General features: G+C 68.6%; 11 protein-coding genes and 1 tRNA gene. 4 read left to right on the top strand and 8 right to left on the bottom strand.

Annotated elements, in window-relative coordinates; all coding sequences use genetic code 11:
* Positions 1-15 precede the first annotated feature (15 nt).
* From MA876_RS11060 to MA876_RS11045, 4 genes are all read right to left on the bottom strand, one after another.
* On the bottom strand, positions 16-1,434 hold the full coding sequence (locus MA876_RS11060) for a mechanosensitive ion channel domain-containing protein (protein WP_248148813.1): 1,419 nt from the start codon (positions 1,432-1,434) through the stop codon (positions 16-18).
* Positions 1,435-1,436: 2 nt separating this feature from the next.
* The gene (locus MA876_RS11055) at positions 1,437-3,638 is read right to left on the bottom strand and encodes an adenylate/guanylate cyclase domain-containing protein (RefSeq protein ID WP_248148812.1); all 2,202 of its coding nucleotides are present in this window, start codon (positions 3,636-3,638) and stop codon (positions 1,437-1,439) included.
* A 114-nt stretch (positions 3,639-3,752) separates the two neighbouring features.
* Positions 3,753-4,535 (bottom strand): ABC transporter permease, encoded by a 783-nt coding sequence (locus MA876_RS11050; RefSeq protein WP_248148807.1) that lies wholly within the window; start codon positions 4,533-4,535, stop codon positions 3,753-3,755.
* Entirely contained in the window at positions 4,532-5,548 is a 1,017-nt protein-coding gene (locus MA876_RS11045; RefSeq protein ID WP_248148806.1) for an ATP-binding cassette domain-containing protein, read from the bottom strand. Before MA876_RS11045 ends, MA876_RS11050 begins: the two co-directional genes overlap by 4 nt.
* A 62-nt stretch (positions 5,549-5,610) precedes the next feature.
* Here MA876_RS11045 and MA876_RS11040 point away from each other — a divergent pair, with 62 nt between their 5' ends.
* Complete coding sequence (locus tag MA876_RS11040; RefSeq protein WP_248148805.1) at positions 5,611-6,600, top strand: helix-turn-helix transcriptional regulator; 990 nt, start codon at positions 5,611-5,613, stop codon at positions 6,598-6,600.
* A gap of 25 nt (positions 6,601-6,625) precedes the next feature.
* On the top strand, positions 6,626-7,024 hold the full coding sequence (locus MA876_RS11035; protein ID WP_248148804.1) for a DUF8738 domain-containing protein: 399 nt from the start codon (positions 6,626-6,628) through the stop codon (positions 7,022-7,024).
* 19 nt (positions 7,025-7,043) lie between these two features.
* Here the strand turns inward: MA876_RS11035 and MA876_RS11030 are convergent, their stop codons facing one another.
* Positions 7,044-11,147 (bottom strand): S8 family serine peptidase, encoded by a 4,104-nt coding sequence (locus MA876_RS11030; RefSeq protein WP_248148802.1) that lies wholly within the window; start codon positions 11,145-11,147, stop codon positions 7,044-7,046.
* Between the two features lie 153 nt (positions 11,148-11,300).
* Between MA876_RS11030 and MA876_RS11025 the strand changes: the two genes are divergently transcribed.
* Positions 11,301-11,777 carry a heme-degrading domain-containing protein gene (locus MA876_RS11025; protein WP_248148799.1) on the top strand — a complete coding sequence of 159 codons (477 nt, stop codon included), beginning with the start codon at positions 11,301-11,303 and terminating at the stop codon, positions 11,775-11,777.
* 77 nt (positions 11,778-11,854) lie between these two features.
* A tRNA-Met gene (locus tag MA876_RS11020) sits at positions 11,855-11,930 on the top strand.
* A 32-nt stretch (positions 11,931-11,962) separates the two neighbouring features.
* Here the strand turns inward: MA876_RS11020 and MA876_RS11015 are convergent.
* The 3 genes from MA876_RS11015 to MA876_RS11005 form a co-directional block, all read right to left on the bottom strand.
* Positions 11,963-12,604 (bottom strand): hypothetical protein, encoded by a 642-nt coding sequence (locus MA876_RS11015; RefSeq protein ID WP_248148798.1) that lies wholly within the window; start codon positions 12,602-12,604, stop codon positions 11,963-11,965.
* A 420-nt stretch (positions 12,605-13,024) separates the two neighbouring features.
* Positions 13,025-13,357: a DUF202 domain-containing protein gene (locus MA876_RS11010; RefSeq protein WP_248148797.1), complete on the bottom strand. Its 333-nt coding sequence runs from the start codon at positions 13,355-13,357 to the stop codon at positions 13,025-13,027.
* Positions 13,354-13,776 (bottom strand): YidH family protein, encoded by a 423-nt coding sequence (locus MA876_RS11005; protein ID WP_248148796.1) that lies wholly within the window; start codon positions 13,774-13,776, stop codon positions 13,354-13,356. Before MA876_RS11005 ends, MA876_RS11010 begins: the two co-directional genes overlap by 4 nt.
* Between the last annotated feature and the right edge of the window lie 16 nt (positions 13,777-13,792).

Here is a 13,792-nt window from a genome sequence, read left to right as displayed (position 1 = left end):
ATGCACGCCGCGGCGTCAGCCGCCGATGGCGCCGCGCACGATACCGGTCGTCGCCAGGGCGTCGGCCGCGAGCTTGCGCTTCAATTCGATCGACTGGCCGATCTCCTGGGCGAGGAGCGGCCGTGTGCGTACGAGTTCGTCGACGGTCGCGAGCGGCACGACGACGACCGTCAGGATGTCCGCCGCAACGGCGGTGACGAGCGTCTTCTCGCGGGTGAGCGCGGTCTGCCCGATGTAGTCTCCTGGATCCGCCGTGGCGAACTCGATCCGGCCGCCGGCCACCTCGACCGCGAGCCGGGCGTGGCCCTTCACGATGAAGCGGATCTCGTCGGGCACGATGCCAGCGGGAACGACGATCTCGCCGATCCCGTAGCGCTCGAGCCTGCTCGTGCCGAGCACGAGCTCGCGCTCCTTGTCCCCGAGATGCAGCGTCGGCCCGACGACGTCCAGCGCCTCTCCGAGTCGCCCCGGCTCGGCGATCGGATCGCTCGCGTCGCCGTCGAGGGCGAGTCCGCGGCGCCGCGACGCGTACCAGAGCCACGCGAGATACAGGCTCATCGCGCGCTGCTCCTGGTCGGGCCCTTGGATCGGAAGAGTGACGGCGTACGCGCCCCCGCCGACGTATTCCGCGCTGGCGCGCTCGTCCGTCACCCTCATCGGCAGCGAGTCGGCGACGTCGACGAGCAGCTCGATGACCTCGTGCGGCGGGTCATCGGTCGTGAACTTGATGGTCGTGGACGCGTGGAACGGCCCCTCGGGCTGGCTCTTGTTCGTGAACGACGCGCCCGACAGGGTCGAGTTCGGCACGATCTGGATGCCGGCCCCCGTGTCGATGTGCACGGCACGCCAGTTGACCTCGACGACGCGGCCCTGCACGGATCCGAGGTCGAGCCAGTCGCCGATCTTGAAGGGCTGCTCGAAGAGCAGCAGCAGTCCCGAGATGACGCCGCCGACGGCGTTCTGCAGGGCGAGGCCGATGACGATGGATGTCACACCGAGCGCCGCGATGAGGCCGCCGACATCTGCGTTCCAGACCCACTGGAACAGCAGCGCCAGACCGACGACGACGAGGATGAGCCGTGCGATCTCGACGAAGATCGACGGGATGCGCTCGCGCCACGAACCCGGCTTCGCGTTCGAGAAGAGGGCGACGTTGAACGACGACAGCAGCAGGAGGATCAGCAGGAACCCGAACACCGTGGCCACGACGCGCACCCAGACCTGATCGGCCGGCGACAGCGACGCGAAGGCGAGGAGCGCCAGCAGCGCCGCGACAGGCACGATCCAGTTGCGCAGGAGCCGGACGGGACCGGCGGCCGGATTGCCGCGGCGGGTCAATGCACCGAGCAGCTCGGTGAGCAGGACCAGGATGACCGGCACGCCGATCGCGATGGCGATCGCCCACCAGATCCATCCGTCGGCGAACGGATCCATGACTACTCCACCCGCCAGACCGGTTCGGCCTTGCCGTGGACTTCGACGGTGCCCGCCTGCACGAAGGTGTAGGTCTCGCGCAGACGGTTGTAGACCGCGTTGCTCACGAAGAGTCCGGGCTCCGCGTTGGCGCTGCGCACGCGGTAGGCGAGGCTCACGGCATCCCCCCACAGGTCGTACGCGAGACTCGTGCGCGCGACCAGACCGCTCGTCACCGTGCCCGTGTCCACCCCCGCGCGCAGATCGATCTGGGTGCCGTTCTGCGCGTTGAACCGCTGCACGACGGCGCGCATCTCGCGCGCGAAATCGACCGCCCGCCGCACGTTGTCAACTCGCGGGATGATGAGGCCCGAGCTCGCGAGATAGCCGCCGCGCAGGGTGCGGACCTTCTCGACCCCCGCCTTCGTCGCCGCTTCATCGAAACCGCGCATGAGCGCGTTGAGCTGCCCGATCTCCTCGGAGCTCGAGAGGGCGTCGGCGTACTGGTCGAAGCCGACGAGCTCCGCGAAGACGACCGAGACGTTCGCGTGCTCTTCGGCGATCGCCTCCTCGCCCTTCTTGTAGCGCTCGGCCATCGTCTCGGGCATGAGGGTGAGCAGAAGCTTCTCGTTCTCGGCACGCTGGTCGTCGATGAGCTCCTGTTTGAGCCGCAGGCTCGACGCCATGTCGTTGAAGGCGCTGCCGAGGTCGCCGAACTCGTCGCGCGAACCGGTCGGCACCTGCACCGCGAGGTCGCCGCCGGCGACGCGGCGCACGGCATCGACGAGCTTCTTGATCGGCCTGGTGAACACCTGCGCGAGCACGAGCGACAGGAGCGAGACGGCGAGGACGATGCCCAGGAGGGAGAGCACCAGGTTGCGGGTGAAGTCGGCGACCGGCGCGAATGCCTCGGCTGTCTGGATGTGCGCGACGGCGACCCAGTTGAGACCTTCGATCTCGACCGGCGAATAGGCCGTGATGCTCTCGGCGCCGTAATAGGAGGGCGCGATGGCGTTCCCGGTCTTGCCGCTCAGCGCCTGGTTGACCGAGAACGTGTCGACGGGCTGCAGCAGGATGGTGCCGTTCACGGCGACCACGCGTTCGGCGGTAGCGGGCGGGGTTCCGTTGGCGATGACGGCTGTCTCGTACCCCTCCGGATCCTCGACGAGCAGCCGCGAGATGCTGCGCATGGTCCGGTCGGGTCCGGCGAGGTAGACCTCGCCGGTGTCTCCGAGACCCTGTTCCTTCCAGTCCTCGCCGCCTGTCATCACCGCATTGATGGTCTCGAGCGGGATCTGTACCGCGAGCACTCCGGTGACCGCGGAATCGTTGCCGATCGGCGACACGACCCAGATCGTCGGGACGTTCAGCGAAGGGATCCAGCGCTCGAAGTCCGTCGTGCGGAACGTGCTGACCGAGTTCGTCGCGACGACTTCGCGATAGGCGTCCGCCAGCAGTGAGTCCGCGAAAGGACCGTCGTTCAGATTCGTGCCGAGGTCGATGCCCTTGTAGGCGGAGTACATGACATCGCCGTCGAGATTGAGCAGGAGCAGGTCCTCGTAGCCGACCTGGGTGACGAGCCGCGAGAGGTAGTCCCCGTACTGGCCGGCCACTTCGGAGAAGCGCGTCCCGTCGCCGCCGTCGTTGTCATCCAGCGCGGCGTCGAAGTCGGCGTTCTGAATGGTGAAGTGATACTGCGCCCACTTGCCGGCGTTGGACTGAGGAATGAACGCTGTCGTGCTGTAGGAGTCGCCGGTACGCGCGGAGAGTTCGGGGATGAACGTGTCGGCGTAGTAATACTCGAGTTCGGCTTCCTGTGCGGGAGTGAGCTCACGTGACTGGAGGTCGTCCCACGCGGCGTTCATCTCTCTCGAGAGGGTCTGCGCACTCAGGTTGCGCGAATCGAGCTGCACGCCCTTCTGCGCCCCCGCCATGGCCGTCTCGATCTCTCCGACGCGCAGTTCGCGGATCGTCGTCAACTGATCGATGGCCGCTTCGCGCAGTGACTCGCGGCCGCTCACGTAGCCGATGACGCCGACGATCACCGACGAGATGACGCTGACACCCAAGAGCATGATGAGGAGCTTGGACTGGATGCTGAGGCCGCCGCGTCCGCGCTTCTTCCTCACGCGCGGGGGCGCGGCATCCTTGTCCCGCCGCTCCGCCTCGTGCTCGCGCAGTCGCTCGCTCTCGGTGACGGGCGTGTGCGATGCGTCGGCGCTCAAGAGCGTTCCCCCCGGTCGGCTTGTTCGTCACTCTAGCCACACGAGAAACACCCCGGCAAGGAAATGCCCGCACCGATGTCGGTGCGGGCATTCCCGAGGTCGAACCGACTCGGGTCAGCTGCTCCGGCGCATCGCACGGATGCCGGCCCAGAGCCCGATTGCGGCGAGCACGAGCGCCGCGAGCCAGCCCCACAGCACCTCGATCGCTCCGAGGTCTCCCGCGAAGAGCGCGCGCTCGGCCTGCACAACCCAATTGATGGGGTTGACCGTGGCGACAGCGCGCATCCACGCCGGCCCGTCGTCGAGCGGCAGGAGCATCCCCGAAAGGATCAACAGGGGGAAGATGAGCGTCTGCTGCACGCCCCAGAACAGCCACTCGCGATCCTTCGTCCCGAGGGCGAGGGTGTACGAGAGCGAGCCGAGACCCACGCCGAACACCGCGAGCAGGGCGAGACCGATCACGAGTCCGGGCAGATTGATCGTGAAGCCGAACGGCCACGCGATCAGCACGATGATGATCGCCTGCACGATGATCGGCACGATCTCCTTCAGTGCGCGACCGATGAGCAGCGACGACCGTGCGAGGGGTGCGACGAGCGTGCGCTCGTGCGAGCCCGTCATCATCTCGTACTGCAGGTTCGAGCCCGTCGCCCCGGTGCCGAACAGCACGATCATGACCAGGACTCCCGGCACGAACCACTGCAGCGTCTCACCGACGGGCGCACCCGACGAGCCGACGAGCAGCGGCGCGAAGAGCCCCAGGAACACGAGCGGCTGCACGAGGCTGAAGATGAGGGTGAACGGATCGCGGAAGACGGGCTTGAGTTCGCGCGTGAGCACGTTCCAGGTGTCGCGCGCCGGGTTGGCGGTGACGGCGGTGTCGTTCGTTGTGGTCATCGCTGGACTCCTGTCGTCTCGTTCACTTCTTCTTCCTGATGCTCTCCCTCGCCGGCTTCGCGGAGCGTGCGCCCCGTGAGCGCGAGGAAGACGTCGTCGAGCGTGGGCGGCACACCGGTCGCGCGCGCCACGGTGATGCCCGCGGCATCCATCGCCCGCACGGCGTGCGGTAGCAGCGCGTCACCCTCGGGGGCGGTGACGGTGACGGATGCCTCCTCCTGCCGCACCTCGCGATCGGTCAGACCCGACAGCACGTCGAGAGCTCGTCCCGCCTCGGCGGCGGACCCGAAGCCGAACGTCAGAACGTCACCGGCGAGTTCGGCTTTCAGTGCCGTCGCGGTGTCATCGGCGATGACGCGGCCTTTGTCCATGACCATCACGCGCTCGGCGTAGCGATCGGCCTCTTCGAGGTAATGGGTCGTGAGGAAGATCGTCGTGCCGTGCTGCGCTCGCAGGTCGAGGATGTGCTGCCAGAGGTTCGCCCGACTCTGCGGGTCGAGTCCCGTCGACGGCTCATCGAGGAAGATGAGCGGCGGCGCATGCATCAGCCCGAGCGCGATGTCGAGGCGGCGCTTCTGCCCGCCCGAGAGCTGCTGCACGGAGCGGGTCGCGAACGACGCGAGATCGAGCGACTCGATGAGCTCGTCGGCCCGCTTCTTCGCCGCGTTCGTCGGCATGCCGTAGAACGCTCCCTGGCTGAGCAGTTCGTCGCGCACCCGCTGCGCGAAGCTGCCGCTCGTGAGCTGTCCGACATAGCCGATCCGCGCCCGTACATCGGCAGGTCGCTTGAGGATGTCGTACCCGACCACGCGGGCGGTGCCCGAGGTCGGCGGGATGAGGGTCGTGAGCATGCGCAGGCTCGTGGACTTGCCCGCACCGTTCGGCCCGAGGAAGGCCACGAGCTCTCCGCGCGCGACCTCGAAGGTGAGGTCGGTGACGGCCTCGACGGTCTTCTTCTTCACGGTGAAGCGCTTGGTGAGACCCTGCGCGTGGATGATCGGTTCGTTCGCCATGGATCGAGGCTACGAAGCGTCCCGGTCAGATCCTGTCCGCATCGATCGCTAGAGTTTCGAGCATGTCCGACACCACGACCCGCGCACTCTCGCTGCTCAATCTGCTCCAGACCCATCGGCACTGGCCCGGAACCGAACTGGCCGTGCGCCTGGGCGTGACCGAGCGGACGGTGCGCCGCGACGTCGAGCGCCTGCGCGACCTCGGGTACCGCATCGAGTCCTCTCCCGGAGCTGCGGGCGGCTACCGACTCGAGGCGGGCAGCGCCGTCCCGCCCCTGCTGCTGACCGACGAGGAAGCCGTGGCCATGGCGATCGGACTGCGGGTCGCGGCATCCCAACGTCTCGTCTCAGGCCCAGAGACGACGATCACCGCTCTCGCGAAGCTCGAGCAGGTGCTGCCCGCTCCCCTGCGTCGCCGGGTGAACGCGCTCGCCGAGACCGTCCAGCCGTCGGGGATCAACGCCGGCGCGCCGGTCGACAGCGAGATCCTCGGCGAATTGGCGCTCGCCTGCCGCGATCACGAGCGGGTGCGTTTCGTCTACACCGCCGCGTCGGGCGAGGTGACGAGGCGCCGCGTCGAGCCGCATGCCCTCGCACCCGCCGATCGGCACTGGTACCTGCTGTGCTGGGATCTCGAGAAGGACGACTGGCGCACGTTCCGCGTCGACCGCCTCGCCGATGTCGAGCACACCCGCGTGCTCTTCGAGCCGAAGCCTCTCACGGCCGAAGAGATCGAGGAGTTCGTCTTCGTCGCGCGCTCGTGGGTGCGCACCGCCGTCGAGGCCGATGCCGTCATGGAGCTTCCGCTGGAGGTCATGCGCGAGAACTTCGGACAATGGGCGCAGGGCGCGACGGCGGAGGACGCGACGCACACCCGCTGGCCCGTGGGTGGCAGCGACTTCCGCGAGACGATGTACGGCCTGTCGTGGATCCCAGCGGGCGTCGAGTACGCGACGGATCTCGCGTCGCCGGCACGGGAAGAGCTCCGCGAGACGTTGGAGCGGATGCTGCGGGCGCTCGATGCTCCCCCGCCGCCGCACTCCGCGGTCTAGGCTGGGCGCGAGCACCGGGAGCGACATGGCCAGACGCTTCGCCGGCACGTCCGTCGGCATCCTTCTCGTGCTTCTGCTCGCCGCGTGCTCAGGGGGCGCCATGACGGATCCGACACAGCCATCGCCGACGCGGACCCGCGTTCAGCCCGCCCTGCCGACGCCGACGGGGGAACCGGTCGACGTTCCGGATGCCCGATGGAGCGCGATCGTCGATGATCTCGCGCAGCGCGACGTCGCGGGGACCCCGACGCTCGTCTCCGCCATCGCGGTCACCTGGAACGACGGCGCGCTCGGGTGTCCGAAGCCCGGCTCCTCCTACACGCAGGCTCAGATCGACGGGATGCAGGTCATCGTGACCGTCGACGGCGTGCGCTACGACTATCGCTTCGGAAACGGCGACGTGCCACGGCTCTGCGGTCGCTGAGCCGTGGCACGTCCGCGTATCACCGGACGGTGAGCACTCCCACGTCGATGGCGGTCGAGTAGCCCGCGTCACCCGAGTACACCGCGGTCACGACGGCGAAGAACCGCTGACCCGGCACCGTGACCGACACCGGCGTCGAGGACGCAGCGACCTTGGCGACGACCCGGAAGTTGACCGACACCGTGACCGTTCCGGTCGGGGCGGGGGCGCCGCTCGGTCCCGTCACCGCGACCCCGATCTGGGTCGGCGCGCCGGGCTTGACCTTCCACGAGGGCGCCGACATCGTGACCGTCGCCGTGGCGGCCTTCACCTTGAGCGTCGCCTCCGCCTTCGATCCGGCGACATCGGCACTGCCGAGGTAGACGGCCGTGATGGTGTGGGATCCCTTTCCCAGCGTGTTCGGCAGTGCGACCGACGCCGTCCCGGTCAGACCGGTGACCGTCAGGTCAGCCGTTGCGAGGACGGTCTTCCCCTCGCGTAGCTCGACCTTTCCGCTCGGCGCGGCGGTCTTGCCCGTCACGGTGACCTTCGCGGTCGATGACGTGCCGAACGACACCGAGCTCGGCGAGAGGGTGACGGTCGTCTTCGACGTCGACTGCGCCGTCTCGACGACGACAGCCTCGGAGGTCGACGATGCGTACTCCGCGCTGTCGGGCGTGAAGACGGCTGTGAGGCTGTGCGTGCCCGCCCCGAGTTTGGCGGTCGCGGTCGCCTTGCCGTTCTCCACCGCGGCGGAGGCGATCTCGGTCGTCCCGTCGAGGAACGACACGGTGCCCGCCGCTGCCTTCGGCTTGACGGTCGCGGTCAGCGTGGCATCCTTCCCCACCGTCTTGCCGCCAGTGACCTTGAGCGTCGTCGTCGTCGCGGTCGCCGCAGGGCTCGTCAGATCGACGACCTGTGCACGCGCACCCGCATCCGCGTTGTGGTGCTGCAGCACGAGCAGCTGCTCCGGCAGCGCGCCCGTCCCGCGATGCACGGTGACGGACTCTCCGCCGTCGAGCACCGAGCTGAAGTCGCCTGCGTTGTTCTCGAACCAGACCGGAGGAGCGAACGGGTCGACCGTGAACGGGTCGACGGCGTCGATCATGTCGCCCGTGAGCCCGCTGAAGGTCCACACCGAGAGCGTGGGCTTCACACCTTCGGTCATGCCCGACGAACCCAGCGGGATCGGGATGACGGCGACGTTGCGGTCGAAGACGCCGGTCTCCACGTTGCCGAAGAACTCGTTGACGTGCTCGAGTCCGACGACATCGCCCGAGTTGAGGTCGACCGTGGTCGCGAGCGTGATGTCGGTGTCCTGGAGCTTCTGGACGTAGGTCTCGATGTCGAACGCCCCATCGCCGTCGAGGTCGATGTCGATGACGGGGATCATCACCGTGCCGAGGTTGCTCCAATCGGAGTCCACCGCGATTCCGACGCCCAGGTAACCGTCGGAGCTCGGATCCGCGCTCGGCGCCGTGCTCGCCCAGCCGACGTACCTCAGGTCACCCGAGCCGACCGTCGCTGCCGACGTGCCGGCCGATGCGTCCGCCTCGAGCTTCGGGCTCGTCGCGGCGAGGATGAACGGCGAGGTGAGACCGAACCAGCCTCCCGAGGCCACGCCCCGGCCCTCGACGGCGAGCTCGGCGGTCTCGGCACCGGCACTCGCGAATGCGACGTCCTGCGCGGTGAGGTCGGTCACGAGTCGGGGCGCCGCACGCACGGGCACCCGCAGCTCGGCCTCACCCGAGGTCAGCACGAGGCGTCCGGACACCTCGGTCATGTAGTCGCGCGGCACGCCCGCCTGGAACTCGACCGACGTCGGGTCCATGTCCCGCGAGAGGGTCGCCGGATCCGCGGTCAGCGTGAGTGTGACGAGCGCCTGTCCACCGGCCGGGATCGTGATCGATTCGGGCGAAGCCGTGATGCTCGCTCCACCGGCCGTCGACGCGCTGGACACCGAGGTCGAGTACCGCTGCGACGTCGAGCCGAGGTTCTTGACCGTGACAGTGCGCTTCTGCACGACGGTCGTGTCACCGACGTCGACGACACCGAACGCCACCGAGGTGAGCGCGGGGTTCTCGCTGTCATACGCGATCGTCCTGTTGGTGACGGCGTCGAGGGCGTCGACACGCCCCGAGCCGACGCGCTCCGGGCCGTACGTCAGGCCGGTGCGTCCGGCTCCGGTGTAGAGGTCGTGGGTCGCGGTGTTCACGACGGCGGCCTTGATCTGCCAGGAGTCCCATCCGGGATTCGCCTCGCGCACGAGAGCCGCAATACCCGCGACGTGCGGCGAGGCCATCGACGTGCCCGACAGCGCGTGCGGTTCGCTGCCCGAGCCCGATGCGGCGGACAGGATGCCTGTGCCGGGAGCCGCGACATCCGGCTTCACGATGCCCAGCGAGCCGTGCTCACCACGCGAGGAGCCGGTGTTGAGGACGTCGGGCGTGATGTCGGCCACCACCGCGGATGCGAGGCCCGGACCGATGTGCACCGTCAGGGTGCCCGCCTCGATCTCGGGCAGGAGCGCGTCGGTCGTCGAGGACGTCATCTGCGCGCCGGGGATCGCTGCGTTGCCCGAGATGCCGGCGGCGAAGACCGACTGCTCGGTCGGCAGCAGAACTCCGACCGCGCCCGCGGCGGTGGCGTTATTGAAGCGCACGACCGAACCGCAGACCCGTGCCGCGTCGTCATCTTCCCACCACAGGTAGGCGATCTTGCCCGCGACGGCCGCGGCCTGATCGGGAGTGAACGCCGTGCAACCGTCGAAGTCCGCACCGACGAACGCCACGGGGGCGGTGACGTCGTCACCGACGTACGAGACCGAGTTCTGTCCCGCGTGGAGCCCGACGAGGTTCGAGTCGGATGCCGCGGTCACCTCGATGCCGTCGTAGGTCTGCGGTCCGCCGACCGAGTTGGCGACGGTCAGTGCGCTGGCCGAGTTGCCCGGGCTGCCTCCGACGTCGGTGAGGTCACCCGCGTTGCCCGCGGAGTTGACGACGAGCGTGCCGAGCTTGCTGAGGCGATCGACGACCGCGTTCTCGGGATCGTCCGCGGGGCCGTAGTCCGAGCCCAGCGACATGTTGACGATGTCGAGGCGGTCGGAGAAGTCGCCGTCGCCGTTCGGATCGGACGCCCAGTCGAGAGCCGGGATGACGAGGTTCGTCGAACCGCCGGCATCGCCGAAGACCTTCAGCGCGTAGAGACCGGCTCCCGGCGCCGTGCCGGGTCCGACCTGCCAGTCGGCCACCGACTTCAGGGCGGAGTATTCACCGCGGAACGTCGTGCCGTCCGGCAGTACGCCGAACCCGGCGGCGGAACCTGCGACGTGCGAGCCGTGGCCCGAGTTGGCCGTCGTGAAGGGCGAATCGATCGGGTTGTCGTCCGGCATCGGAACGGAGTCCGCGAGTTCGGCGTCGTAGGTGGGACCGGCGAAGTCGTGACCGCCGAGGAACTTCGTGGCATCGAAGGATCCCTCGGGGATCGGCTGGGTGCCGTCCTCCCCATAGGCCGCATCGTAGGCCTCGACTGTTCCGCCACCGCCGAAGTCCGCGTGGGTGTAGTCGATGCCGGTGTCGACGATGCCGATGCGGACGCCCTCGCCCGTCTGGCCCGTGCTCTGCCAGGTCTCGAGAGCGCGCGTGAAGGCGACGCTGTTCGCGTTGTCGACCGTGTGGGTTCGCACGAGGGAGACCCTCACGACCGCCGGGTCGTCGGCGAGGCTGCGTACCTGCGCGGCGTCGCCGGTGACGATCGTGCCCGAGATGAGGTTCGTGACGACCGAGACCCTGGCGGGTGCGTCGCTGCGAGAGCGCGCGTTCGCGTCGGCCGACGACGGCACGACCTCGGCGGCGACTGCCTCGGTCTCTGCCGCGGCATCCTGAACCGCCGCCGCGTCACCGCCGGCCTGCTCGACCTCGACGCCGGAGTCGGTCGCGAGTTCGACGAACGCCGTGACCTTTCCCTCGGCGGCAGTGATCGCGCCGCCGAGCTTGGCCGTGGCCCGCGCGTCGAGCTGACTCGCATCCACCGCCGGCGGCAGGTCGGGCGGTGAGCTCGTCGCGGAGGCAGCGGAACCGACGAATGCCGATCCGACGACGAGCGTCATGGCGGTGATTACGGCGAGGACTTGACGACGGGGCATAGCGCACCTTTGCTCAAACGTTCTTCGACGGACCTAAGTGGGCACGCTATGTCGGTTTGCACGGGAAATCAACAGCCGATTCCCAGGTTGATCTTTTTGCTCGCTTACGAGGAAAGATCGAGCATCCTGCACCGCCCCGGCTACCCTCGACGCATGAGCGACGACGTCTTCGAGACCCTGTCCCGCGTCGAGGCGGAGGAGCGCGACGTCGTACTTCCGCGCTTCGACGTGAGGGATGCCTGGGCCCTCGGATCCCGCATGCGCGAGGCCGCAGCGGCCGCGGCACTGCCGATCGTCATCGGCATCGCGCTCGGCGAGGCGCGCGTCTTCCACGCGGCGCTCCCGGGCTCGAGCGCCGACAACGACGGCTGGCTCGACCGCAAGGCGCGCGTCGCGCGGCGCTACGGGCGCTCCTCGTACGGTGTCGGGCTGGCGTTCCGCGCCGCCGGCCGCGACTTCGACACCGACGGACGCCTCGACACGTCGCTCTACGCCGCGCACGGCGGCGTCTTCCCGATCACGATCATCGGCGTCGGAGTCGTCGGCACGGTGGGCGTCTCGGGCCTGCCGCAGGCCGATGATCACGCGTTCGTGGTGTCCCATCTGCGGGAGTACGCCGCGACGCTCTGAGACACATGCGGTCACGGGGGTTCACACCCTGGAGCGGTGTCGGCGCGATCGCCTAGCGTGGTGCCATCGCTTCACATCGCGGCGATCCGGGTGGTCCCGGGCTCCGGCTCATACCCGGAAGCGTTGCGGGTTCGACTCCCGCCGTCGCGTCCACTCCCTCGGGTTACTCGGCGAGGGTCGCGCCGTCAGATCCGGATGGGGAACGTGAGCATGATCGCGATCCCGACGGCTGCGACGGCGATGGCGAGGATGAGGAATGCCCGACGTACCCAGGGCGCGAGTTCGCGTTGCGCCATAGCCGTGAGGAAGAGCACCAGCGCGAACAGCACCGTCAGCAGCGCGTAGTTGTCACCCCGCTGGTTGTTCTCGAGGGCCTCGTCGAACTTGGTGTCCGCGCGGGCGGTGAACTCCACGGCTTCGTCCGTCCCGGGCGGGACGTACTCCTCCGTGGCGAACGGACCGCGATCGGACCGCCCGCCGGCATTCCATGCGTCGAAGGCGACGCGGAACTCGGGGGTGAACCGCTCTTCGATGTAGCTGACGAGTTCCGTGTCGCCGTCGAGGTCGGCCAGCACCCACTGGGTGTAGATCGACAGATCGTACTGTCGTGCGTCACGGGCCTCACCCTCAGCGGCGGCGGCCTGGATGCGCGCACTGGATGCCTGACTGAAAGCGATGGACATCTCGCCACCCCATTTGGATGCCTCGAATCCGCACCACGCCGTGAGCACGGCGGTGATCGACAGGAGGAACACCGTGACGACGTCGATCGCCTTCTTCTTCTCGTGGGCGCCCTTGGTCGTCCGCGGGGGAAGCTCATCGGTCATGTGTGAAGTCTCTGATCAGCGGCCCACCTGGTCAATCACCGAGTCGCGCGTCCTGCCATCCCGGCAGTGACCCGGTCAGCCTCGACCCGCACGAGGTCGTCGCCCGTTGGCCGACTCTTCTCAGCCTGTGCTGTTCAGTCGCGGAGACATGACTGCGTCGGTTGCGAGGAGTGTCCCCCAGGGCGTCGCGCACGACGCAACCCGGGATGATCGGTCTCGGGTAGAGAACTCAGTGCGTCCAGCGGACCGCGGCGCCTCCCGCCTGGTCGTTCACGACTTCTTGGACACGAGGTGGACACGCCCTCAGCACGGCGGCCGTCGTCGTGACCACCCTGGCTTGGACAGATCACGTGGAACAGCGGGCCCGCCTTTCTCTCAAGAGTCATCTCGCATCACGACGGCCTCCCAAGATCCCCAGGGTCACGCGCCGAGGACGACCGCGAGGCTGAAGACACCCGCCACCAGGGCTAAGAGGCAGAGCGCGAAGAGAGGGCCGGCCCCCGGCAACCGCCCCCGGTCGCCGTCGCGCGCGAGGATGGTGTTGACGGCGTGGTAGCGTCGGCGCGCCCACAGCCACAGGACACCGGATGCCGCGAGCCCGGCGACGCCGACGAGCACCCACCACGCGCTGCCCAGCGCGACCGGCAGCAGGCGCAGCGCGACGAGGGAGCCGACGGCGAAGGCGAGGCAGGTGCGCCGCCACGCGAGTTCGGTGCGCTCCGGCTGCAGGCCGGGGTCGAACAGCGCGCTCATCGGATCAGGATCGCGAGCAGCACAAGCACGCCGGCCACCGTGACGGCGACGGCGAGCAACGGCCCGAGGAGCGTAGCCGGGAGCTGCTCGCCACACCGGAGGGCGCGCTCGCTGCGGGTCCAATTGAGCCACGCGAGCGCCGGTGTGATGATCCCGGCGATCACCAGCACGAGGGATGCCGCGAGCCGGAGGCCGGGATGAAGGTCGAGTCCGAGCAGCTCGAGCGCGACGCCGCCGGCGATGAGAGCGAGCGCGGTGCGGATCCACGCGAGGAAGGTGCGCTCGTTGGCGAGCGTGAAGCGGACATCGGGTTCGGTGCCGTGGCGGAACACTGCGCGCGGAAAGCGGCGGTCCGTATGGTGGCCGTCCGGACTGCGGTGTCGCGGGGACTCAACGTCGGTGGCGTTCGGGCTGGTCATCGTCTTCTCTCGATCG

This window comes from Microbacterium aoyamense (genome assembly GCF_023155855.1).
Taxonomy (GTDB): domain Bacteria; phylum Actinomycetota; class Actinomycetes; order Actinomycetales; family Microbacteriaceae; genus Microbacterium; species Microbacterium aoyamense.
Note: the sequence above shows the minus strand (reverse complement) of the source record. Positions and strands in the feature narration are given on the sequence as shown.

Bases quoted from the DNA above. Each gene is read 5' to 3' on its own strand.
- MA876_RS11050 (WP_248148807.1), bottom strand. From the start codon at position 4,535: ATGACCACAACGAACGACACCGCCGTCACCGCCAACCCGGCGCGCGAC.
- MA876_RS11010 (WP_248148797.1), bottom strand. From the start codon at position 13,357: ATGAGCGCGCTGTTCGACCCCGGCCTGCAGCCGGAGCGCACCGAACTC.
- MA876_RS11005 (WP_248148796.1), bottom strand. From the start codon at position 13,776: ATGACCAGCCCGAACGCCACCGACGTTGAGTCCCCGCGACACCGCAGT.
- MA876_RS11060 (WP_248148813.1), bottom strand. From the start codon at position 1,434: ATGGATCCGTTCGCCGACGGATGGATCTGGTGGGCGATCGCCATCGCG.
- MA876_RS11025 (WP_248148799.1), top strand. From the start codon at position 11,301: ATGAGCGACGACGTCTTCGAGACCCTGTCCCGCGTCGAGGCGGAGGAG.
- MA876_RS11045 (WP_248148806.1), bottom strand. From the start codon at position 5,548: ATGGCGAACGAACCGATCATCCACGCGCAGGGTCTCACCAAGCGCTTC.
- MA876_RS11040 (WP_248148805.1), top strand. From the start codon at position 5,611: ATGTCCGACACCACGACCCGCGCACTCTCGCTGCTCAATCTGCTCCAG.
- MA876_RS11015 (WP_248148798.1), bottom strand. From the start codon at position 12,604: ATGACCGATGAGCTTCCCCCGCGGACGACCAAGGGCGCCCACGAGAAG.
- MA876_RS11035 (WP_248148804.1), top strand. From the start codon at position 6,626: ATGGCCAGACGCTTCGCCGGCACGTCCGTCGGCATCCTTCTCGTGCTT.
- MA876_RS11030 (WP_248148802.1), bottom strand. From the start codon at position 11,147: ATGCCCCGTCGTCAAGTCCTCGCCGTAATCACCGCCATGACGCTCGTC.